Below are 21900 nucleotides of genomic sequence, written 5' to 3' on the forward strand. Positions count from 1 at the left end.
CACTCGAACCTTATGGGACGCTTAGGAAACTGACAGCCGCCCGCAAATCACATCGACAATCCGGCCTAGGGGTCATCCCCGAGTTGAGCTTTCATCAACGCCACCCTCAAAAATCCTCGATTCCTCCTCGCGCGACGTCCACCGCAGAATGCCCGACATCCACCGCCAAGGTGGCTCAACCGGACACTGCAAACGGACACAAGGAAGGAGTCAATGGAAAAGAATCTCTTCATCGGTGAAGGCTTCGAAGGCCCGGGCGTCAATCTCGCTCATATCAACGTGCTGGTCGGGCCGCGCAACGGCCCCGCGGGCCAGGCATTCGCGACCGCGCTCGCGACGCCGTCCGCCGGACATGCGCCTTTCGTCGTGATCGCGCAGCCGGGCGTGCCGACCAAGCCGCTCACGCTCTACGTCAACAAGGCGCAGATCGAAGGCGATTTCCACGGCAACGCGACCTGGGGCGCATCGCAGGCGGGCATCGCGAAGGCGGTCGCCGAATCGCTCGAGAACGGCACGCTGCCGCCCGAAGCGGAGAACGACTGGGTGGTGGTGTCGGCGAACTGGGTCAACCCGAAGACCGACGATCTCGACGCAGTCTTCGAGAACAACTATCGCGCGTGCAGGAACGCGATCATCGCCGCGATGGAAGGCCTGCCGCGCAAGGAAGCCGTGTTCAAGGCCGCGCGCGATGTGTCGAACCCGTTCTATACGCCGAAGAAGTAAGGAGCTTTCGCAAATGGAATACGTGCGTCTCGGCCAGTCCGGCCTCAAGGTTTCGCGTCTGTGCCTCGGCACGATGAACATGGGCACGCCGCAATGGAAGCCCTGGATTTTCGATGAAGCGCAAAGCGAGCCGATCGTGAAGCACGCGCTCGATAAAGGCGTGAACTTCATCGACCTCGCCGATTTCTATTCGACGGGCGTCGGCGAGGAAGTCGTCGGCCGCATTCTGAAACGGCTCGTGAAGCGCGAGGAAGTCGTCGTGACGACGAAGGTCGGCTACGACATGGCGAGCTACCCGAACGCGGGCGGCCATTCGCGCAAGCACATCATGGACGGCATCGACGGGTCGCTCACGCGTCTCGGCATGGATTACGTCGATATCTACATGCTGCATTACTTCGACGTGAACACGCCCGTCGAAGAGACGATGGGCGCGCTCGACGACATCGTGCGCGCGGGCAAGGCGCGCTATATCGGCGTATCGACGATGTATACGTGGCAGTTCGCCAAGATCATGCAGGCCTGCGAGAAGAACGGCTGGCACAAGCCCGTCAACATGCAGTTGCAGTTGAACGCCGCGTATCGCGAGGAAGAGCGCGAGATGATTCCGTACTGCATCGATCAGGGCGTCGGCGTGTCGGTGTTCAGCCCGCTCGCGCGCGGCCTGCTCACGTCCGATGCGAAGTCCACGCGCAACCAGACCGATTTCTTCACCGCGCAAATGTACGGCGATCACGCGTCGCGGGAGATCGCGGCATCGGTTGCACGCGTGGCGGCGCGGCGTGGCGTGCCGGCGGCGCAGATCGCGCAGGCGTGGGTTTTGAGCCGGCCGGGCATTTCGAGCATGCTCGTCGGCGCGGATTCGGCGGCGCAGTTCGACAGCGCGCTCGCCGCGCTCGACACGAAGCTCGACGACGACGAACTGCACGAACTCGAGCGCAATTACACGCCGTGCGATCTCATCAACGATTACACGGCGGGCAGGCGCATCGCGCGCGAGGCGCGTGCCGCGCAAGGCGTCTTCGACAACGCACTGGAGCGCGCGGCATGAAAGCGCTTTTGCAGACGAAGCACTATATCCATGGCGCGTGGCGCGAAAGCGCCGACACCTACGCCGTGCTCAATCCCGCGACGGGCGAAGTGATCGCGCAAGTCGCACGCGGCGGCGCGCACGAAACGACGCTCGCCGTGGAAGCCGCAAGACAAGCGTTCCCCGCATGGCGCGCGCTGACGGCCAAGGAACGCAGCGCGCGCGTGAAGCGCTGGGGCGAGCTGATGCTCGCGAACCGCAACACGCTCGCCGAACTGCTGACGCGCGAACAGGGCAAGCCGCTTGCCGAAGCGCTCGGTGAAGTCGCGTATGCAGCGAGCTTCTTCGAGTGGTTCGCGGAAGAAGCGAAGCGCAGCTACGGCGACATTATCCCCAGCCCGCGACCGAATGCGAAGATCGTCGTCACGCGCGAGCCGGTGGGCGTCGTCGCGGCGATCACGCCGTGGAACTTCCCGCTCGCGATGATCACGCGCAAAGCCGGTCCCGCGCTCGCAGCAGGCTGCACGATGGTCCTGAAGCCGTCGGAAGAGACGCCGCTGTCCGCGTTCGCCCTGGCCGTGCTCGCCGAGGAAGCCGGCATTCCGGCGGGCGTGTTCAACATCGTGTCTGGCGATGCCGTTGCCATCGGCCAGGTCCTCACCGAATCGCCCGATGTGCGCAAGCTGTCGTTCACGGGCTCGACGCGTGTCGGCAAGCTGCTCGCGAAGCAATCGGCGGATACGCTCAAGAAGCTGTCGCTGGAGCTCGGCGGCAACGCGCCTTTCATCGTGTTCGACGATGCCGATATCGACGCCGCCGTACAGGGCGCGATCGCATCGAAGTTTCGCAACACCGGGCAGACGTGCGTGTGCGTGAATCGCTTCTATGTGCAGGACGGCGTCTACGATGCGTTCACGCAAGCCTTGACGCGCGCGGTGCATAAGCTGCGCGTCGGTAACGGTCTCGAAGGCGAGTTCGATCAGGGGCCGCTCATCAACGAAGCCGCGCTGAAGAAGGTGCAGGCGCACGTCGCCGATGCGGTGAGCAAAGGCGCCAAGGTTCTGACGGGCGGCAGGCCGCACGCGCTCGGCGGCACGTTCTACGAGCCGACGGTGCTCGCGGACGCCGCGCCTTCGATGATGATCGCCGATGAGGAAACCTTCGGCCCGGTCGCCGCGTGCTTCCGCTTCGCGACCGAAGACGACGTCATCGCCGCCGCCAACGACACGCCCTACGGCCTGTCCGCGTACTTCTACACGCGCGATCTGGGCCGCGCGTGGCGCGTCGCGGAGGCGCTCGAGAGCGGCATGGTCGGCATCAACGAAGGCATCATCTCGACGGAAGTCGCGCCCTTCGGCGGCGTGAAGCAATCGGGACTGGGCCGCGAAGGATCGAAGTACGGGCTCGACGAATACATGGAGCTCAAGTACATGATGATGGCCGGGCTCGGCCGCTGATTCATCGATTCGCCGCGCACGCACGAACGATAACGCCATCGCGTGCGCGGTTTACATGCGGCGCACGACGCGCCGCTCCACTCGGAAGTGGAGGAGATACTCTTGGATATGCAAAGCCTGAGCGCGCAGCCGCTCGCACCCGGCGCAGCCGCGCCCTTCAATGCCACGCACGGCCGCGTCGCACTCGACGATGTCCCGCTCAACCGTTTTCACGTGAAGATCGCCGGCCTGACTTTCGGCGCGCATTTCACGGAAGGCTATGCGATCGGCACGATCGGGTATGCGCTGTCGTCGTTGAACAGGCAGATTCCGCTCGATGCGTTCTGGATGGGTCTGCTCGGCTCGTCCGCGCTGATCGGCATTTTCATCGGCAGCCTCGTGTTCGGCTGGCTCTCCGACAGGCTCGGCCGGCAGAAGATTTTCCTGTTGAGCTTCATCGTCATCACGGCGGCGGCGTTCGCGCAGTTCTATGCGACGACGCCCGCGATGCTCGTCGCGCTGCGAGTGTTGATCGGGTTCGGCATGGGCGGCGATTTCGCGGTCGGTCACGCGATCCTCGCCGAGTTCTCGCCGCGCAAGCAGCGCGGCACGCTGCTCGGATCGTTCAGCGTGATCTGGACGATCGGCTATGTGATCGCGAACGTGCTCGGCATGCACTACGCCGATGCATCGCCCGATGCGTGGCGCTGGCTGCTCGCGTCGGCCGGTGTGCCGGCGTTCCTCGTGCTGATCCTGCGCATCGGCACGCCGGAGTCGCCGCGCTGGCTGCTCGGCAAGGGCCGCACGGATGAGGCAATGCGTATCGTGCGCAGGCACTTCGGCCCGAACGTCACGCTCGAATCCGATACGGGCGAGCACTTCGCCGGCAAGGGCGGTTTCGCGCGGCTCTTCGAGCGGGACCTGATTCGCCGCACGATCTTCAATTGCGCGTTCTTCGTGTGCCTCGTGATTCCTTACTTCGCGATCTACACGTTCCTGCCGAGCATCTTGACGGCGATCCGCCTGCCCGAAGGCTCGGGCGCCGATCTGCTGCTCAACGCGTTTCTCGTGCTGGGCGCGTTGATCGGCATATGGCTGACCATCAAGCTGTCGCGGCGCTCGTTTTTGATCGGGTCGTTCGCGGTGTGCTGCCTGTCGCTGTTTGCGCTGAGCGCGCTGCCGTCATCGGCGAATCTTGCGATGATCGTTGCGTTCGGCGTCTTCACGTTGACGATGTCGGCATTCTCGAATCTCGTCGGCGTGTTTCCGCCGGAGTGCTTTCCGACCGAGGCGCGGGCGTGCGGCGTGGGGCTGTCGATTGCATGCAGCCGGTTGGGATCGGCGGTGGGGACGTTTCTGCTGCCTGTCGGGATCGCGCAGGCCGGTGTTCAGATGACGATGCTTGCACTCGCGGGCGTGTTGCTCGTCGGGATGATCGTGTCGATCGCGTGGGCGCCTGAGACGAAGCATCTGACGTTGAATCAGGCGAGCGGGGGGTGAGTCAAGTCCGATCGTGATTGGCATTTCAAGGCGCGGCAACGGTGACTCGTTGCCGCGCCTTGCTTTTGATGTGACGATGCGCCGCGCGGAGCGAAAGGATTCGTCGACGGCGCATTCGGACGAAACTGATGCAGCTTCTTCGCGATAGTTGATACGTTTGAGATAACCGTGGCCCCTATGGTTACGGCACAGAGCGCGATATTGCCGAACGTCCGTGGGATTCAAGATTCACCTGCCATCGGCAAGCATCGTTATCCTTAACATCTTGGAACTATCGCTATGAGCTACGTGAGTTCAAACTACAAGAATGCTTCTTCCGCACCGCTGAATACGTGGGTCTGCGCTCCAGGATCAGGCCATGGTCCCTATAACGATCCTCCTCCCGCTGGCGTCACGGACGCGCCCAACTACTGTGGCGGCTGCGTGTCGTATGTCAAACAGGTATGTCCTTCGCTGCCCGTGACGCATGCGTGGAAGAAGGGAGCGCTCGTGAAAGACAATCGACATATCCGGGAGGGAACCGTCATCGCGACATTCAATCACCACGGACAGTTCAACGGGCATGCAGCGATCTATGTCAGCCAGGGCCCGGTCGGCGTTACGGTATATGACCAATACGTCCATCCCCCCAAACCCATCGGCCCGCGCGTATTGCGTTGGGGTCAAGGAACCGACGTCAACAACGGGGAGAAATTCTATGTCGTTGAATAAGGCCATTGCCGGGCTCGCTGCATCGGTTCTCGTGGCGAGCGTCGGCGGATGCGCCAACGCGAAAGAGGTCGCGTGCCCTGCGCTATCCGACACTCATCTGCGCTACGTTCAGTTGTTCGACGGCAATCCGGAAGAACAAGTGTCGCTCATCGCGGACCACAGCAATAGCGCTCAAGGCTACTGGAAACTCGGCTATGTCTACGATCACGGCCGTTCGGTGACCGTGCGGTGCGTCTACGCCGACAAGCAAACGCGAGACATCGCCATATCGAGACGAGTCGATGCGTGCCGTTATCAGATCGACGCATCGGGCACGACAAAGCTGGATTGCGAGTAAGCGGGACGACACCGCCCCTCACTCCCGCGCCGCCTTCGCCCCTTCCCCGCGCAGCCATTCCGCAAACGCCTGCACCCGATCCGCACTCGCAAACGAAGGCGCGATATCCAGCCAATACCCATAAGGCCCCGTCGATTCCACCGGCGACAGCAGCACCAGCGCGCCGTCGTGCAGCTCGTCGGCGATCATGTTCCGATCCACCACCGCCAGCCCCGAGCCCGCGCGCGCCGCGTGAATCGCCTGATCGAGCGTCGAGAACTCGATGCCGTTCTCGCCGTATGCGCGCGGCAATCCGGCCGCATCGAGCCAGTTGGGCCAGAGCGTGAGCCGCGCATCGTTATGCAGGACATGCAGCGCGGGCAGCCGTTCGAGCAACGCTTCGACGGACTGCCCCGCGAACTTCATCGCGCCGACGAGCACGTGCCGCTCGATGAACAGCAACTCCGACCGATGATCCGCCCGCGCCTCATAGCCGAAGCGGATGCTGCATTGACGGTCATCGGCGGCATCGGTGCGCACTGAGAGATCGATGTCCGGTACCGCGTCCATCAGCGAGCCGAGCCGCGGCGAAAGCCAGCGCGTCGCGAAAGTCGGCGGCGCGCCCACGGTCAGGCGTCTGCGCTCGCCGCGTTGCGACGTGGACAGCGAGCGCGTCACACGCTCGATCGAATCGAATGCGTCGGACAGGCAGGCGAGCAGCTCCGCACCCTGCTTCGTCAGGCGAATGCCCTTGTGATCGCGGTCGAAGAGCTTCGTGCCGAGGGCATCCTCGAGCAGGCGAATCTGACGGCTGACCGCGCCCGGCGTCACGCACAATGCCGCAGCCGATTTATTGAAGCTCATGTGCCGCGCGCTTTCCTCGAAGAAGCGCAACGCGGTCAGGGATGGCAGGCGTCGCACGATCGGCTTTCCCCTCGTTCTGTTTCCTTATGCGCGCCTTCGTCTGCTGCCGCGCGTCTGCTTGTCGATTTCCGCGCGCAGCCACTCGCGAAACACCGCAACCTGCGGCGCATCGTCCTGGCCGGTGCGCGTGACCAGCCAGTATGACTGATGCCCGTCCACCTCGACATCGACGATCGGCACGAGCGTGCCTTGCCGCAACTCATGCGCGATCATATGACGGTCGGCGATCGTCACGCCCAGCCCGTCGACGGCCGCGCGGATCGCATGATCCAACAGATCGAACTCGTATCCGCCGCGTGTATCGACATTTCCGAGATTCGCCGCCTTCAGCCAGTGCTGCCATGTCAGATAGCGCTGATCGCTGGCCGCGAGCACATGCAGCAGCGTGAATTCGTTCAGATCGATGTCGGATGTATCGCGATCGCCGATGAGCGCCGGCGAGCACACGGCGATATGCCGCTCGTTCATCAACAGCTGATTATCGAGGCTGTCCCATTCGCCGTTGCCGAAGCGGATCGCGCAATCGAGCGCGCCCGATTCGACGAGGTCGTCCTTCAGGCGCGTGGTCAGCGTGATTTCGAGTTCCGGCGCGGCGGTGCGCAGGGATTGCAGGCGCGGCATCAGCCAGCGGCTGGAGAAGGTGGGCGGCGCGTTGATGCGCAAGCGTTTCAGGTGTGTCTTTTCCTGAATGCTGCGCACGGTGAGCTCGATGCGATCGAACGACATCTGAAGCGCCTGCAGCAAAAGGCGGCCCGTCGCCGACAATTCGAGATGATGATGCCGCCGCAGCAGCAGCGGCTCGCCGAGCTGGGTTTCGAGCTGACGCACCTGCCGGCTCACGGCGCTTTGCGTCACGTGCAGCATTTCCGCCGCGCGCGTGAAGCTGCCCGTGTGTCCGGCCACCTCGAAAGCCCTCAGCGCATTCAGGGCGGGCATCTTTCGCTTCAAGTCGGTCTCCTTTCCTTGCGTTCGACGCGCATTTAACACGCGTTCACGCCGGAAGATGCTGCTCTTAGGCAGCATTTTACGAATCGAGGCAAATTATGCCGCTTCGGAGCGTGAGCGCGGTGCCATGTGTCGCGAGACAATAGTCTTCAATACGGCGCGACGTTAGATGCGGAGACGTCAATAAAAACCCATCATGGAAGAAACAAGGAGTGGCCTGTCGCCGAAACTAACGACTCACGCTTTAATGGTTAATGCTACGGGCAACGCACAAGTATCGACAGAAGTCAATAGGCTCGAAAACGGGCAATCTAATGAGATGGGCGCAAGTGCGGATGCAACAGAAGCTAACGGTTTCTCCAAGCTCGAAGGCCCGCCACGTGAAGCGCATCCGCCCGCTTTCGCCGTTCAGGATGCGCGCGGTGCAAGTTGATCTGTTCGCGTAGAAATGGAGCAAGAGCAAACTCCGAATGGTGATTTCACGGACAGGTTAGTAACGACCTCGGCGCTTGACGTGATCAAACCCGAGTGACAAGATGAATCACGATCTAACCCGGCACGAGACTGCGGATTTAACTCTATTTTACGCTATACCAACTCGTCGACTCTACACTGAGTACTCGCCTTTTCGGTCGTGCGAGTGCGGAAAGAGGTCTTACTATGGCAGTCAACGCCGACCCGCCGGAGTTTGCACCTACCTGCTCCTGGAAATACGGAGCGCGAACCTGTAGTCGGCCGCTCCGTCAGAACAGCACTTACCGGCCCCTAGGCGAGCAGCCTAACAACCAGACACCTGCTCTCTTCCCCTAACCGACTACTTTCGGATTGCCTCCACGAACAAGCGTTGCCTTTCCCACTGCTTGAAGACTGGTCTCATCACGTAGTTCGACATGCTCAACCCGTAGATCCAACGTGAATGCATAGGATGTCATAGTGGACACCACGACAATTGATGACGTACAGATCCGGCACGCAGAACCATTCCGTGCGTTCTTGCAGCGTCGAGGACGCCGCTATGACAAAAAAAGCCGAAATCGCAGAGGGGACGCGATTAAACGGCTCTGGGTTCTGCCGAGTCGACTGTACAAATACGCTGAAGAACTTGGCCTTCCTTCGGTTGATGCCATCATTGAGCAGAACACGTTGTTCCCCTGCCTCAGTCGATTCCTCGGCGACGCGGACCAAGGGGCGCTAATAAGGCATCATCTGTTCGATCCTGTAGACATGATTTCGCAAATCGTTGGGCTAACTGCTTCCCTCGCCCCCACATTGAATTGGGCACCGGGCATCTGCCTCGACTGTCAATCCGAAGACATGCGCACTTATGGCCACACTATCTGGCGCCGCGATTTCCTTCTGCCAGAGGTGCGATGGTGTGGACGGCATAACGCACCTATCTTTCACCTATGCGACGCGTGCTTACGCAGGTTCGCAACCGGAACACACTTCGACGTACCGCTTAGCCGTTGCCCCTGCGGTCAGCCGCTCGCGTTGCGCGCAAAGACAATACACAGGCAAGAGCGTGAAGTCGCGCTTGGTTGGCAAAGACTTCTAGATAGTGCATTCGCTCCGTACATAGGATCAAGGGAAATGGCCGCACTTATAAACAACAGAGCGGCTGAACTCCGTCTAATCGATGACAAACAAATTAGCTGGGTGCGATGCCTAGACTTTTTTGGATCGCAGCGGTTGCGCGGCTTCAGCAATAGCATCGGATTTCGCCTCGCCGGAAAGCCGCTGCAAAATGCACTCCTTGGGAAGAAGTGCCCGCGACACCCCATACACGCCATCTTATTGCTGGTAGCACTGTATGGCAGTTGGCATGCCGTGGAGGAGTTGTTACTCGATCGATCCGCCTGCTTGGAAGAGTTAGACGACGAGATGTTCGCTGAAGAGGACCTATAGAAGTCACTGTCTGATCTTCCTCAAGCCATTCGCTCTTCAAGAATCGGAGAAGGATCGCCATGAAGGCAGACGATCATGATTATCTCTTTAAGTATAACCTGCTCTCTGCATCGCCGATCGCCGATGGCGAAGTCTTTGCCGCATATCTTAATCGGCTACCACGTTATGTGGTGGCAGGAGGTGCCGATTTGCTGGGCGTTCGATACTCCTGGATATTCCCAACTGCGATCCGGAGTATTGTCGAAGACTTGGCCGAACTCACCGGATCGCTTGAACAAGTGCTAACGAGAAACACACTGTTTCCCGCAGTTGTGCGCTTCCGTAACGCAGATGACGAGACGTGGCTCCGAGGACATATCTTTGACGACTACCGCAGAGGCTCTTTGTCGAAGGCAGGGTTACACAACGCACTAACTCGAGGTCACATTGTATGGAAACCGGGAATATGTCTCGAATGTCTCGAGGAGGACATCACCGCGTCGCGTGAGCGGTTCTGGCGGCGAGACCACGTTCTGTCTGACATTCGACTGTGCGCCCGACATGGCACGCCCATCTTCGAGTTCTGTGATGCATGCACCTACAACTTTAAGCGATCAGGAAGACTTGAATCCCCTCGCGAGCGTTGTATACGTGGAGGGCCACTGCATCTACGCGCGACAACTAGGTATGTTCGAGAGTTGGACCTAGCACGCGGTTGGTCGAAACTGCTTGATAGTAGTTTCGCGCCGCATGTTCGTGCCCCGCAGATCGCGCTGCTGACAGTTTCTCAGGCGGCAAAGATCGGCGTAGTACACTGGAAAACTATGTACTACGATAGGTTCCATCAACTCCTAGCTGCACGCAGGATGATCCCTCTAGGCAAGAGTATCGGTTTTCCAATGCAAGGCAACGAGCTTAGGGCCGCTCTCAAAGGGAGGACAGTATTCAGAAACCCGCTACACGGCCTATTTGCGCTTATCGCACTTTACGGTTGCTGGGACGAAGTCGAGAACGCCATGCTGCGGCCAATCGAGCCCCTGGCTACTTTTTCGGTTCCGCCTACAACGTATTCCCCAACGAGCTACCGATATCGGAAAGACTACAGTGACGAGTTATATGCACGATCACTAGCAACTTTCCCTGAAACCTGCCGAAAATACCAAGATCTTCAAGCGCTCCACCCCGAATATGGCTATACCGAGCTCAGACGACTTCTGCCGTGGTTCAATAGGGTTGCACTGACCGCGGATCGATTGACAGCAAATGGGATACAACTGGAACCGCTCATCGATGTCATCGACACATCAGGCGCAGCGTTGGTCGAACGGCGCGGACAGCAATTCCTCGAAGAAGATGTCAAGTATCCCATCACAGCTGCCCGATTGCTGAAAGGGCATCGTGCATACTCGCGTTGGCTCCGCCCCGATGCACCGTCCCGCATACCTCTAACCTTGGCAGAACTCGATAAGCACGTCGAATCTCGCGCGATGTACCTACGCCGCCTTCTTCGACGCTGCTCTCTCGGTGGACTCCTGCCGCGCGTACCTCCGGACGAGGCCGACACAATCAAGTCCATGACTGACGATGAACTCGAATCGCTCGTGTGGCAGTATTACTGCCGTGCGAAGAGACGGAAGGATGCTGATTAGCAGCGTGCACCAGATTCACGAGGAGACGTGGTTGACCACCAGGCAATAAAGCGGTGGCACTCATCGGCCAAATGAATCGAAAATCACGTTATCCGAATTCAGTCACCCTAGAAGGCCAAGGAAGCCATAGGGCGTTTCGGCCCACGGCCGTGACGGTTCCCTCCTAACGTACGAACGTCCACCTGGCAGCTTGAGGCCAGCAACTCGCAGCGCGCTGTCCGTAGTTTTTACTGCACCTGAGAAAATGCTTTCGCGATCTGTCTTGCCCGCTTCGTTTCGTCGCTGTGAAGATAGATTGACGTCGTTGAGATCGAGGCATGACGCAAGTTGTCACGCACGGTCGTAAGCTCTGCTCCGTGCGCGAGCGCGTAAGTCGCATGCGTGTGTCGCATCCAGTGGGTACTTGCATGACGCAGCTTGTCAGCAAGAGCCGAATGGTCCGCTTCGATGAGATCGGCGGCTTGCAGGAAGAATCGACGCAGCACTACCCATAGCCGCACGCTACTTATTCCTCCCGCGACATCCTTGGCCAGACTAGCGACCAAGGGTGTATCCGGTTTCCAGCGCGCCTGCGTCACCGGCAGGCCTCTCGCGAGCAGATACTGTGACAGTGCGTTCCAACCTAGAGACGGCAACGCGACCTTGCCGCGCTTTCGGCCCTTGCCTGTCACGTTCAACCAATGTTCGCCGCGACTGTTAGTTTCGACGTCCCTCAACTTTGCACCCACCAATTCGCTTGCCCGCAAGCCGGTGACGAAACCGACATCAAGCAAAAAACGCAACCGTTGAGCGGCAGGAACACTCCAGCCACATGACCATTCAAGTCCATCAGCTATCGTGCAGACCAGCGCCCATTCCCCCTCCGTGAACGCACGCGACGCATCAAGGTCACCTGATTTGGCGCCTCCCTTCACCTTCACTCCCGCGAACGGATTCGCCAAGACGTACCGCTGCTCGATCAGCCAGCGAAACAGTGCGCCGATAACCGAAAGTGCGTAGGCAGCCGACCTCGCCGACAGGCCTCCTGCAAACGGACGCCACTCTGGCGACCTACGCGGGCGCAGCGGCCCCACCCAGCGTTCCGCGGGCGCCGGCCGCCGTAAAAACCCGCGGTACGCCACCGCCTCTTCAGTTGTCAACGACGACAGAGCCTTCCCGCGTTCGACGATCGCCCACAGGATCAGGCGCTCCGCTTCTTTGCGGTATGCACGCTGCGTCGCAGGGAAGTCGTGGAGCGACAGCCAGGCATGCACTGCCTCATAGTCGTTATCTGCCGCGAGTACGCAGGTTTTCCGAGGCGCCCGAAACCGTCCGTTGGACCCGTCGACATCGTGCGGAATGCGCAGACTTTCCCATGGCACGACCACGGTCGTACGGGTCGCGGCAACAAGAGCGTGTGCGCGCTCGGTCAGTACCGGATGCGCGGCAAAGAACGCCTCGATGCGTTTCGCGCCGGTCGCCCCGAGTTCGGGTATTGCCTTCCACCAAGTTCGACGACGCGGTATGCGCACCGTCAGTTCAGCCAGCGTCGTAATGCCCTGCGCCCGAAGAGCCCGAACCGCTCGTCCTTCGATCCACCGCTCGACTGGGTCAGAGATCTCCGGTTCCGGCGGCTTTGCGTGCCGCAATTCCTCGAGGGCTTTCGCAGCTGCCTTGGCATGCTGGGCGCGCTCAGAAACGGGGTGGTCCAGCAAGATGAGCAGGTCGTCGCGCTTTGCCTCGCGCGCCGCCGCAACGAGCCTCCTACGAATCTTGCCCAGTACGCCGCGCGCGGAGCATCCACTCTCGAGCCGCCTTGGCAGATACCGACTAACTGCCTCTCGGGTCGACATCCCGGCATACCACGCTCTCAGGACAGCCATCTCGTCAGCATTGAGGAATTCTGCAGACGCATAGTTCTGAGGCATCGATGCTGTGAGGCGCGTTTTCATGAGCGTCACTTTTCGCCGAAAATCTAGCCATCTGGATAAGAAAGCTTATCCTAATAGCACTATTGGAGGGGTGCGGGTGAGCCCAGGCGTAGCGCCAATGCAAAGTGGTTCGGAGTGGGATGATCGACACGCAACGTGGCGGCGAGTGCGGGCATCGACGCCTCGATGGTCGCAGTGCGTTCGGGGGCAACAATCTCCGTCGCTGCCGTCGCTGCAGAACTTCTTTCGTGCTACTTTCTCGTTGGTTCCCTTACTCGCTGTGGCTTCGATCGGGGCTGCGTTAAAAGTTCGGACTCACGCTTGAGCACCCCATCAACCTCGTTCCAAGAAAGGTCACCGAACCTGCGTGCGTCCTGCTCAACGAGGCTTAGCAGTCCCTCTGCCCCTTCATCCGGTTTCCAAGTGAGGTAGCTGGTGCCTTCCGCGACGGGTTTGACCAGAACAATCAATTCACCGCCCGTCTGCCCGCGCCAGAGTGCCTGAAGCTCGATCGAGCTGTATCGCATTCCCTGAAAATAGACCAGCCCCCGACGAACCATACGCTCCCGCCAGGGAGAAGACGCGCTTGGCTCCGAATCGCGATTTTCGATTTCAGTCATATGCCCCCTTGACAAAGCTCGCCGAGCCACTCGAATCGGCTGGCACCTCATTGCCGTCGCAGACCTCTTGCAATGATACGCTTAGCTACGCCGCGCGCAATGCGAGAGCTACCTGGCTCGATGGTCGGCCGCGACCTTCGTTGCGCGGAGCCTGATTGTTGCCGAGACACTGATGCAGCGACCTGCGTCTCGGCCATGCCTTCAAGGTAGCAACCGAAATTAGAAAAAATCTACCACTCATCGCATCCGGGCAGCTCATAAAAATCCCATGTATTTAGAAGCAATTCTCGGAACGTACCATCGGAAACTCGCGAATCTCAATTGGCCAACTGCGAACCCCTGTCGAAAGATGGTCCGTCTGCAAACATATACTCTATCTCCGAGGCACACGCCTCTCTTTTCGTGATTTCCGAGATATGACGAGCACCAGAGACAACAACTCCTCCTCCCTCGACAGCGCAGCAGTAGCGAACGTGCGCAACGAAGTTGCCGATACCGCGGTAGCCTTCCTCGTGGACTGCCGGTTGACGGACCAGGACTTGACCGCAGGGATTTGGGAAATGGCATTGGAGTACGCATACAAGCCACACCCGCGGTTCTGGCGCGACATCGACCTCGCTGCAGTGGTCGAAGCAATCTCCCTCCAATATCCAAATTGGCGGTGCGCTATGGCTACTGGTTGCAGCACCGCAGAAGAAGTCCTGTACGAGGTCGACCTCGCACTTTATTGCAACGGGTTCTTCGAAGCCATGGCGGAGAAGATGATGGAACTGCCGAAATCGGCTCGTCCGAGGACGGGTGTGGCTGCCCTGCAGTGGATATGCACGGAATTGGACAGAAACGGACAGGTCGCTGAATTGCTTTTGGCTCAGTTGCCTGAAGTACAGTGCGGCAAACATGCTCTTCTCTTGATGACATGTCTCGAACAGGCCGAGTCGGGTCACGAGATGGTGCTGCTGGGGACTCAAATTGCCCGGTGCTACCGAGAAAAGCGCATGGATGACGTTGCCTGAATAACGGAGCGCGCAGGCCAATTGGTCGCTTCGAGACGGACAGGTGCAACGAGTCGCGGACATCGTCGCAGCCTTCAGGGTGGCCAGTCAAGCAGGTGACTTTTCCAGCTTGACTCCTAGGCTCCGCGTTGATAACCCGTTTTCAGCGCTTCGACGACCAGCTCCACCGCGCGCGACGACTTGCGACGACTCGGGTAATAGACGTGGTGTCCGACGAACGTGGGGTACCAGTCTTCAAGCACCCAGCACAATCGTCCGTCACGGACTTGGCCCTCTACGAGGTCCTTTGGTACATATGCAAGCCCGAAGCCGCCAAGTGCTGCGTCGACCATCTGGTAGACATTGTTGAACGTGAGTTGCCCTTCGACTCGCACCTGAAGTTCGCGCCGTCCCTTGCGCAACTCCCATGGAAGCAGCGATTCCCGCGTCGGCAGACGAAGGTTAATGCAACTGTGGAGCATCAGGTCTTGCGGCGTCCTGGCCTGAGGTCTCGACTGCAGATAGGCCGGCGAGCCGACGATCGACATCGTCATGTCCGGACCGATGCGCACAGCGACCATGTCTTTCGCCACCTGATCCCCCAAGCGCACACCAATGTCGTAACGATCCGCGACGATGTCGGACAGCCCATACTCGTTGACAAGCTCGATCTTCAGTTCGGGATACTGACGCAGCAAGGGCTGCAGCCGTGGCCAAACGTATGAATTTGCGGCGTAGTCGGTGGTGGTGATTCGCACGGTCCCGTTCGGCTGGTTCGTCATGGCGCGCAGCGAATCCACTTCCGCTTCAATTTCTTCGAAACGCGGAGCGATCGCCGAGAGCAGCCGTTCACCCGCGTCGGTCAGCGAGACGCTGCGCGTCGTGCGCCGAAGTAGCTGCAGGCCCATGCGTCGTTCCACGCCTGCCACCGTTCGGCTGAGTGCGGACTGTGAGACGCCCAGTTGCGCGGCCGCGCGGGTGAAATTGCGCTCTCGCGCGACGGTCATGAAGCCGACCAGATCGTTGAAATCTTCCTTCAATTCATGCTCCCAAGCATAAGGGCATGCCGATATTGCCACCTAGTCGCATGAATCGCCAGCCGTTAAATTATCGTCAGGTGGCGGATCGCCTGAACACACTGACGAGGAAAGACATGGAACTGAAACGAGCAGGCTCACAGCCTTCAAAGAAGGGGCCGGAAGAATGGTTCACGGGCACCGTACGCCTCGACCCGCTCAACGCGCCTCCGCCGCCGGCGCGCGTCTCTTGCGCGAGCGTGACGTTCGAACCCGGCGCGCGGACCAACTGGCATACCCATCCGCTCGGACAGACCCTGATCGTCACGGCGGGATGCGGCTGGACGCAGTGCGATGGCGAACCGCGCGTCGAAATCCGCGCAGGTGACGTGATCTGGTGCCCGCCCGGACACAAGCATTGGCATGGCGCGACGTCGACGACGGCGATGACACATATCGCCATTCAGGAAGCGCTCGACGGTAAGAACGTCGAATGGCTGGAACGAGTGACGGACGACCAATATCTCGGAAGCGACGAGAGAAAATGACGAGGCGCGCCTCATACATTCTCGCACTGGCGTGCATGGCCGTGTCGCTGCAGGCCTGCGCCGATGGCGACGCTGCCAGGTCGATCGCGATCGTACATGGCGGCACGCAGCCTTCCGTCGCTGGTGGAACGCAACGCTTCGCGGGCCAGGTGCGCATCGACCCGCTCTTTCAGGCGAAGACGCCGTCGCGTTTATCTGGCGGACAGGTGACCTTCGAGCCGGGCGCACGTACCGCCTGGCACACGCATCCCTTGGGGCAGACCTTGATTGTCACGTCCGGCAGAGGCTGGGCACAGGCGTGGGGCGGACAAAGACACGAGATCGCCGTAGGCGACGTCGTGTCCATCCCGGCAGGCGTCAAGCACTGGCATGGCGCAACGAACATCACCGGGATGACGCACATCGCGCTACAGGAGTCGCTTGATGGAAAGAACGTCGATTGGCTCGAACAGGTCACCGATGAGCAATATCGCAAACCTTAATGGGCGGACCGAAAGCGTTGCGCGGGTCGTCGCGGGTTTAGCCGCGGCGCTGCTTGCGTCAGCGTGCACAAACACGCAAAGGATCGGGAACATGCAAGAACCGCTATCGCATGACGAACTGAAATCAGTCTCTCCGGCGTTCGCACGATATACCGATGAAACGCTGTTGGGCGGCGTCTGGAAGCGGCCGCAACTTTCGCCGCGTGACCGCAGCATTGTGACGCTGTCGGTGCTCATCGCCCGCAATCAAACGATCGACATGCCCTTCCATTTCCGCCTGGCGCTCGACAACGGCGTGAAGCCTGCGGCGCTGGCAGAACAGATTGCCCATCTCGCTTTCTACTCGGGATGGGCAAACGCCACTGCCGCGACTGCCGTCGCAAGGCAGGTCTTCGACGAACGCGGCATCGGGCAGGATCAGGTCGCTCCAGCGGACGTCGCGCTTCTTCCCCTGAACGAAGCCGCCGAGAAGCAGCGCGCGCAGATGGTCGAGGAAAACTTCGGCGCGGTCGCCCCCGGCGTCGTCCAGTACACCACGGACGCTCTCTTTCGAGACCTCTGGCTGCGGCCGGGGCTTGCACCTCGCGACCGAAGCCTGGTAACAGTAAGCGCGCTCGTCGCGAACGGCCAGGTGGCGCAGATCACGTATCACCTCAACCGCGCGATGGACAACGGGCTAACGAAAGACGAGGCGTCCGAAGTGCTGACCCAGCTCGCTTTCTATGCAGGCTGGCCGAACGTCTTCTCGGCGATGCCCGTATTCAAAGACGTCTTCGCGAAACGGACGACATAAGCATCATTCGGAATCGTCGAACAGTTGACTGGAAGCCCACTCGCGCTGGCGCAGCAGCACCGCTAGGCGTGCCATCACATTGATGAAAGAAATCATGAACGAAAACATAAACGGCAAAGTCGTCGTTATCACCGGCGCGAGCAGCGGACTCGGTGCAGAAACCGCCCGCCACCTCGCGAAGCTGGGCGCGAAAGTCGTGCTCGGTGCGCGCCGCCTGAATAGACTCGAGGCGCTTGCGAACGAACTCGAACTCGATGCGAAAGCGATCCTGCAGACCGACGTGACCGACCGTAATCAAGTCGAGGCGCTGGTCGATCGTGCGGTAGAACTGCACGGCCGTATCGATGTGCTGCTCAACAATGCCGGTCTGATGCCTAGCTCGATGCTCGACAAGCTGAAGATCGACGAGTGGGACCGGATGATCGACGTCAATATCAAGGGCGTGCTGTACGGGATCGCCGCTGCGCTGCCCCGCATGCAAGCGCAGAAAGGCGGTCAGATCATCAATGTCTCATCTGTCGCCGGCCACAAGGTCGGTCCTGGCGGTGCGGTGTACGCCGGCACGAAGTGGGCGGTACGCGCGATCTCGGAAGGGCTTCGGCAGGAAGTCAAGCCGTGGAACATCCGCACCACCATCGTTTCGCCCGGCGCCGTCGCAACCGAACTGATCGACACGATTACCGATGAGGACATCGCCGCTGGCATGGCCAAGACCTACGAAAAGGCGATTCCCGCTAGCTCATTCGCGCGCGTGGTGGCTTTCGCTATCGGTCAGCCAGAAGACGTCGACATCAACGAAGTGCTTTTCCGTCCCACGACCCAAGCCTATTGATGCCGGGCGGCGAGGTGCTCATTGCCGCCTCGCTGTCAGCCGAACCACTGGAGAAGAACGTCATGCCGCATGTCATCGTCAAAGCCTGGCCTGGCAAGACGGAGGACCAAAAGCGCCGCCTGGCCGAAGCGATCACCCGCGACGTGATGGACATCCTCGGTTATGGCGCCGAGTCCGTCTCGGTCGCATTCCAAGATATTCCGTCCGACCGATGGAAGCAGGAGGTCTATGGTCCGGACATCGAGGGGCGAACCGCAACGCTCTACAAGAAACCCGGCTACAAGATGTAGCGCGATGTACCAGTCTCCCACTGTGGATGCGGGCGCGCAAACCGTCTTTGCAGCACTGCTGCCGGTGATGACCGCAGCGCTCGCCGGCTTCGTCACTCGGCGTTGCGCTTCTGGTACTGCCTTTGCACGTCAATGACAATCTGGCTGCGGGCCGTTCGAGATCGGGCTCGTGCCGAGAGCGCAGCTCGCCGCCCCGCTCGTCTCGCGCATTCGGGCAAGCTCGTATTACGACCAGCGCGGCGCAAAACGCGGCGTGCTCGCAGGACTCGTCGCTGCTGCGGCATGCCTGCTCTATCTCTTGCTTTTTTCCGCACTTGCCGACGCTGTCGATCGCCATTCTTCACGGCGGTCGGGCGGTCCTCGATGGAGCGTAGAGCTTCATCATCGCGGCGGCATCGCGTGAGACTTGGCGCTCGTCGACAGGCCACATGCCGCGAAGGTAATCGCGTGGGTGGGAACAGCGATGTTTGCCGCATTGTTCCGTGATGGCCCCGTTCGATCCCTGCTGTACGCGTCGTTCGGATTCGCCTCGATCGCTTTCATCACCGCTTTGCCGCCGCTCATGATGCTGGCTTATCTGGCCCGGCTCCCCGCAATTGCTCCGCACGCTCACGGCGAGCACGCCACCTTCTCCACAATGATGAAGTCAGCGTGGCTGCCGGACCGTTCGATCTTTGGTCAAGGTGGTTCCTCACCGGGGTCTATTGAGCGCCTGCTTCCTTCGAAAGCAACAGCACTCACGTCGGAGCGATCGAGGAACAACCTCAGGAAGTCATCAAAAAAGCAAACGGTCGCACATTGAAAGAACAGAGCCGTTGTGAATGACCCTTGTTCGATTTGAGAACGCAGATCATCTGGGGCGAGATGTACTCCGATGTCTTGGAGGCGCTCGCTCAAGACCGTCGGAGTGATCCACGGCTGCACCGACAGTTCGTTTTCGAGGATGGCGGAGGCGCAATCTTCCCAGCTATCCGCAGTCTCCCACGCGTCAACCCAGCTAGGCATAGCCGTTGACCCTGTCGCCGCGGATACCTGCAGGAAAAACGAAAACCTGAAAGTCCCTCGATTTATCTGGTCGCGCGGAAGACCTCGGCCTTCAGGCCGAGGATGTAGAACGCATCAAGATGATTGCAAAAGAGTCGATAACATCGCTCTCGACATACCTATACTGGATATGTCGAGTAGCTCCCCAACCATCCGTACATTGCGCATGCGCCTGAAAGACCGCCACGCCGCGTTCTTGCGGGCTCAAGCTCATGAGGTTAATTTCTGCTGGAATTTCAGCAACGAGCTCGGGCTTAAAATCCTCGAGCGCGAGAGCCGGTTCTGCACGGCGTCCGATTTGCACAAGTACACGGCAGGCGCGACAAAGGCCGGACTGTCATTGCACTCACAAACGGTACAGGCAGTCAACGAAGAGCTGGTACGGCGGCGCATTCAGTTCAAGAAGCGCCGCTTGGCATGGCGCAAGAGTAACGGTACCCGCCGCTCACTTGGTTGGATTCCTTTCAAGGCGAGCGCACTGCGCTACAGAGGCGGCCAAGTGTGGTACTGCGGCCGTCCGCTTTCGCTGTGGGACAGCTATGGCCTGCACCAGTACGAACTTGGCACCGGCTGCTTCAGCGAAGACAGTCGCGGTCGCTGGTACCTCAATGTGACCGTGAAAGTCGCCAGGCGCGGGCGTAGTTCTGCTACCGCCGTTGTTGCCCTAGACCTGGGACTGAAGGACTTCGCAGCCACAAGCGATGGGCGCAAGATCGCCGGCCACCGCTTCTATCGCGACGTGGAGCCGGCGTTGGCTGGCGCCCAACGGGCGAACAAGAAGCGACGCGTCAAGGCGCTACACGCAAAAATTGCCAACCGGCGCAAAGACGCGCTACACAAACTCAGCACCGAGCTGGTCAACAACTACGGCGCAATCTTCATCGGCAATGTGAAAGCCTCGGGCCTAGCGAAGACACGGATGGCGAAATCCGTGCTGGACGCTGGGTGGAGCGCATTCCGAACCATGCTGCAGTACAAGAGCGAGCACGCCAGCGTATGGTTCGAAGAGGTCGACGAAGCGTTTTCCACCCAGACCTGCTCGTGCTGCGGCATGCGCACGGGGCCGAAAGGTGTCGCAGGTCTTGGAATAAGAGGATGGACATGCAGCGCTTGCGGAACGGTCCACGACCGCGACGTGAACGCCGCCAGAAACATCCTCGCCCGCGGACGTGCGGGTCTGGCAGCAGGAATCCCGGTCCTTCCCGCGCCCAGCGCGGCAGCCGTAGGCTGAGGGCACGGAGGACGTCAACCTCTCCTCTACTGATTCGATTGTTCAGTAATGCCCCGCCAGGCGAGCTCATGGACCAATCTGAAGTAACCTGTCCCCCGACGCATCAGCAGAACTCGCGTGGCCCGCGACACAAGTCCAGCCCACATTGCTTCGACATCGCAGGGTTGATGATGCTCCATGCGCACTCTCCTCTGACGGCGCGGAGCAGAGACCCGAGCGCCCGTTTAAATAGCGGGTCAAACCAAGCACCGCTGCGAGACTTTCCCTTGCGGCTGACCTGCCTCGATCTCGTTCGCTACATCACAAAACGCCTTTTCTCGCTCCTCTCCCGTTAGGCACTGTTCGACGTCCATCTCGCGACGGGCTTCATGTCGTGGCCTGCAGGACGAGCACACGACAGCCAGACACGCAGTGTCAACCGGTTGTGCGACAAAACCGTGCATGTCAACACAGCTTTCCACGTAGGTCAGATGAAACTGCGTCATGTCGATAGGAGCTCCACATTTAGAACAAGGCTCTATCGGGCCAATGTCTGGGTGACGGATCGGTACTCCCTCTCGCGCCATCACCTCTTCGAGGCGAAGGTTTGCACAAAGTTGAGAGCAATAACACTCTAGTCCCCAACTGTCCTCAATTTCCACTTCGGGGATGCTCTCTGAGAAGTGAACTCGCTCCCATTCTCGAGCAATTTCGAACACTCGCCCTTTGAAGATTCGATCGCACGTGAAGCATTGGTAACTGTCACTGTCCAAGGTTTCCATGACTTGCTCCAGTTGCCACTGACCCGTATGACGATCACGTTCAATCGTGCTGTCTTGGGGATAGCCGTATCCGCGCACGCGGCTCGACGGACAATGCCCGCTCGCCTGACTTAGGCCTTCTTCGCAGACGAGCGATGACATTCGGGAGACGCAACCCACAGCAAAATTTCTATGGAAAGCAGTCTAGACCTCGGTGCCGACCTACGCAAATCGACAAAGATTCCTTGGTTGCCCGCGCAGCGCAGATTCTGGGTTGGATTCGA

Annotated in this window: 20 protein-coding genes and 1 pseudogene; 15 read left to right on the forward strand and 6 right to left on the reverse strand. The window is 60.0% G+C overall.

Annotated features, from left to right (window positions below; genetic code table 11):
* Positions 1-213 precede the first annotated feature (213 nt).
* From fae to AWB78_RS23220, 6 genes are all read left to right on the forward strand, one after another.
* Positions 214-723 (forward strand): formaldehyde-activating enzyme, encoded by a 510-nt coding sequence (gene fae, locus AWB78_RS23195; RefSeq protein WP_062608329.1) that lies wholly within the window; start codon positions 214-216, stop codon positions 721-723.
* Between the two features lie 13 nt (positions 724-736).
* Positions 737-1774: an aldo/keto reductase gene (locus AWB78_RS23200; RefSeq protein ID WP_062608330.1), complete on the forward strand. Its 1038-nt coding sequence runs from the start codon at positions 737-739 to the stop codon at positions 1772-1774.
* On the forward strand, positions 1771-3210 hold the full coding sequence (locus AWB78_RS23205; RefSeq protein WP_062608331.1) for an NAD-dependent succinate-semialdehyde dehydrogenase: 1440 nt from the start codon (positions 1771-1773) through the stop codon (positions 3208-3210). The genes AWB78_RS23200 and AWB78_RS23205 overlap by 4 nt, the downstream gene beginning before the upstream one ends.
* Before the next feature lie 108 nt (positions 3211-3318).
* Complete coding sequence (locus AWB78_RS23210) at positions 3319-4689, forward strand: MFS transporter (RefSeq protein WP_198399330.1); 1371 nt, start codon at positions 3319-3321, stop codon at positions 4687-4689.
* 279 nt (positions 4690-4968) lie between these two features.
* Positions 4969-5400, forward strand: coding sequence for a BPSL0067 family protein (locus AWB78_RS43795; protein ID WP_074173521.1), 432 nt, complete (start codon positions 4969-4971; stop codon positions 5398-5400).
* Positions 5387-5737, forward strand: coding sequence for an STY0301 family protein (locus AWB78_RS23220; RefSeq protein ID WP_062608333.1), 351 nt, complete (start codon positions 5387-5389; stop codon positions 5735-5737). Before AWB78_RS43795 ends, AWB78_RS23220 begins: the two co-directional genes overlap by 14 nt.
* Positions 5738-5755: 18 nt before the next feature.
* Here the strand turns inward: AWB78_RS23220 and AWB78_RS23225 are convergent, their stop codons facing one another.
* On the reverse strand, positions 5756-6637 hold the full coding sequence (locus tag AWB78_RS23225; protein ID WP_062608334.1) for a LysR substrate-binding domain-containing protein: 882 nt from the start codon (positions 6635-6637) through the stop codon (positions 5756-5758).
* A 27-nt stretch (positions 6638-6664) separates the two neighbouring features.
* Positions 6665-7576 carry a LysR substrate-binding domain-containing protein gene (locus tag AWB78_RS23230; RefSeq protein WP_062608335.1) on the reverse strand — a complete coding sequence of 304 codons (912 nt, stop codon included), beginning with the start codon at positions 7574-7576 and terminating at the stop codon, positions 6665-6667.
* Positions 7577-9549: 1973 nt separating this feature from the next.
* Here AWB78_RS23230 and AWB78_RS46700 point away from each other — a divergent pair.
* Positions 9550-11118 (forward strand): TniQ family protein, encoded by a 1569-nt coding sequence (locus tag AWB78_RS46700; RefSeq protein WP_074173522.1) that lies wholly within the window; start codon positions 9550-9552, stop codon positions 11116-11118.
* A 227-nt stretch (positions 11119-11345) separates the two neighbouring features.
* On the opposite strand, the gene AWB78_RS23245 is transcribed toward AWB78_RS46700, so the two are convergent.
* Positions 11346-13049 carry a site-specific integrase gene (locus tag AWB78_RS23245; protein ID WP_062608338.1) on the reverse strand — a complete coding sequence of 568 codons (1704 nt, stop codon included), beginning with the start codon at positions 13047-13049 and terminating at the stop codon, positions 11346-11348.
* Between the two features lie 230 nt (positions 13050-13279).
* A complete protein-coding gene (locus tag AWB78_RS23250) occupies positions 13280-13648 on the reverse strand; it encodes a hypothetical protein (protein ID WP_157697603.1) in 369 nt (122 codons plus the stop codon).
* A gap of 416 nt (positions 13649-14064) precedes the next feature.
* On the opposite strand from AWB78_RS23250, the gene AWB78_RS23255 reads away from it, so the two are divergent.
* Positions 14065-14661, forward strand: coding sequence for a hypothetical protein (locus AWB78_RS23255; RefSeq protein WP_062608340.1), 597 nt, complete (start codon positions 14065-14067; stop codon positions 14659-14661).
* A gap of 116 nt (positions 14662-14777) precedes the next feature.
* On the opposite strand, the gene AWB78_RS23260 is transcribed toward AWB78_RS23255, so the two are convergent.
* Positions 14778-15680 (reverse strand): LysR family transcriptional regulator, encoded by a 903-nt coding sequence (locus AWB78_RS23260; protein ID WP_074173523.1) that lies wholly within the window; start codon positions 15678-15680, stop codon positions 14778-14780.
* Positions 15681-15793: 113 nt separating this feature from the next.
* Here AWB78_RS23260 and AWB78_RS23265 point away from each other — a divergent pair, with 113 nt between their 5' ends.
* The 6 genes from AWB78_RS23265 (at position 15794) to AWB78_RS23290 (ending at position 19403) form a co-directional block, all read left to right on the forward strand.
* On the forward strand, positions 15794-16204 hold the full coding sequence (locus AWB78_RS23265; RefSeq protein ID WP_062608341.1) for a (R)-mandelonitrile lyase: 411 nt from the start codon (positions 15794-15796) through the stop codon (positions 16202-16204).
* Positions 16205-16239: 35 nt separating this feature from the next.
* Positions 16240-16686: a (R)-mandelonitrile lyase gene (locus tag AWB78_RS23270; protein WP_198399327.1), complete on the forward strand. Its 447-nt coding sequence runs from the start codon at positions 16240-16242 to the stop codon at positions 16684-16686.
* A 91-nt stretch (positions 16687-16777) separates the two neighbouring features.
* Positions 16778-17479 (forward strand): carboxymuconolactone decarboxylase family protein, encoded by a 702-nt coding sequence (locus tag AWB78_RS23275; protein ID WP_232477810.1) that lies wholly within the window; start codon positions 16778-16780, stop codon positions 17477-17479.
* Positions 17480-17573: 94 nt separating this feature from the next.
* Positions 17574-18311: an SDR family oxidoreductase gene (locus AWB78_RS23280; RefSeq protein WP_062608359.1), complete on the forward strand. Its 738-nt coding sequence runs from the start codon at positions 17574-17576 to the stop codon at positions 18309-18311.
* Positions 18311-18601 carry a tautomerase family protein gene (locus AWB78_RS23285; protein ID WP_232477812.1) on the forward strand — a complete coding sequence of 97 codons (291 nt, stop codon included), beginning with the start codon at positions 18311-18313 and terminating at the stop codon, positions 18599-18601. Before AWB78_RS23280 ends, AWB78_RS23285 begins: the two co-directional genes overlap by 1 nt.
* 406 nt (positions 18602-19007) lie before the next feature.
* Positions 19008-19403: a hypothetical protein gene (locus AWB78_RS23290; RefSeq protein WP_062608344.1), complete on the forward strand. Its 396-nt coding sequence runs from the start codon at positions 19008-19010 to the stop codon at positions 19401-19403.
* 44 nt (positions 19404-19447) lie between these two features.
* On the opposite strand, the pseudogene AWB78_RS49780 reads toward AWB78_RS23290, so the two are convergent.
* Positions 19448-19606 (reverse strand): annotated as a pseudogene (locus AWB78_RS49780) (DUF6471 domain-containing protein); the annotation flags it as partial.
* A gap of 205 nt (positions 19607-19811) precedes the next feature.
* Between AWB78_RS49780 and AWB78_RS23295 the strand changes: the two are divergent.
* Entirely contained in the window at positions 19812-20876 is a 1065-nt protein-coding gene (locus AWB78_RS23295; RefSeq protein ID WP_198399328.1) for an RNA-guided endonuclease InsQ/TnpB family protein, read from the forward strand.
* The last annotated feature ends 1024 nt before the right edge of the window (positions 20877-21900 follow it).

The organism is Caballeronia calidae (assembly GCF_900044055.2).
Taxonomy (GTDB): Bacteria; Pseudomonadota; Gammaproteobacteria; order Burkholderiales; family Burkholderiaceae; genus Caballeronia; species Caballeronia calidae.

Coding starts and splice junctions, on each gene's coding strand:
- AWB78_RS23285 (WP_232477812.1), top strand. CDS start 18,311: ATGCCGGGCGGCGAGGTGCTCATTGCCGCCTCGCTGTCAGCCGAACCA.
- AWB78_RS23230 (WP_062608335.1), bottom strand. CDS start 7,576: ATGCCCGCCCTGAATGCGCTGAGGGCTTTCGAGGTGGCCGGACACACG.
- AWB78_RS43795 (WP_074173521.1), top strand. CDS start 4,969: ATGAGCTACGTGAGTTCAAACTACAAGAATGCTTCTTCCGCACCGCTG.
- AWB78_RS23245 (WP_062608338.1), bottom strand. CDS start 13,049: ATGAAAACGCGCCTCACAGCATCGATGCCTCAGAACTATGCGTCTGCA.
- AWB78_RS23295 (WP_198399328.1), top strand. CDS start 19,812: ATGCGCCTGAAAGACCGCCACGCCGCGTTCTTGCGGGCTCAAGCTCAT.
- AWB78_RS23210 (WP_198399330.1), top strand. CDS start 3,319: ATGCAAAGCCTGAGCGCGCAGCCGCTCGCACCCGGCGCAGCCGCGCCC.
- AWB78_RS23275 (WP_232477810.1), top strand. CDS start 16,778: ATGCAAGAACCGCTATCGCATGACGAACTGAAATCAGTCTCTCCGGCG.
- AWB78_RS23280 (WP_062608359.1), top strand. CDS start 17,574: ATGAACGAAAACATAAACGGCAAAGTCGTCGTTATCACCGGCGCGAGC.
- AWB78_RS23250 (WP_157697603.1), bottom strand. CDS start 13,648: ATGACTGAAATCGAAAATCGCGATTCGGAGCCAAGCGCGTCTTCTCCC.
- AWB78_RS23255 (WP_062608340.1), top strand. CDS start 14,065: ATGACGAGCACCAGAGACAACAACTCCTCCTCCCTCGACAGCGCAGCA.
- fae (WP_062608329.1), top strand. CDS start 214: ATGGAAAAGAATCTCTTCATCGGTGAAGGCTTCGAAGGCCCGGGCGTC.
- AWB78_RS23270 (WP_198399327.1), top strand. CDS start 16,240: ATGGCCGTGTCGCTGCAGGCCTGCGCCGATGGCGACGCTGCCAGGTCG.
- AWB78_RS46700 (WP_074173522.1), top strand. CDS start 9,550: ATGAAGGCAGACGATCATGATTATCTCTTTAAGTATAACCTGCTCTCT.
- AWB78_RS23220 (WP_062608333.1), top strand. CDS start 5,387: ATGTCGTTGAATAAGGCCATTGCCGGGCTCGCTGCATCGGTTCTCGTG.
- AWB78_RS23265 (WP_062608341.1), top strand. CDS start 15,794: ATGGAACTGAAACGAGCAGGCTCACAGCCTTCAAAGAAGGGGCCGGAA.
- AWB78_RS23200 (WP_062608330.1), top strand. CDS start 737: ATGGAATACGTGCGTCTCGGCCAGTCCGGCCTCAAGGTTTCGCGTCTG.
- AWB78_RS23205 (WP_062608331.1), top strand. CDS start 1,771: ATGAAAGCGCTTTTGCAGACGAAGCACTATATCCATGGCGCGTGGCGC.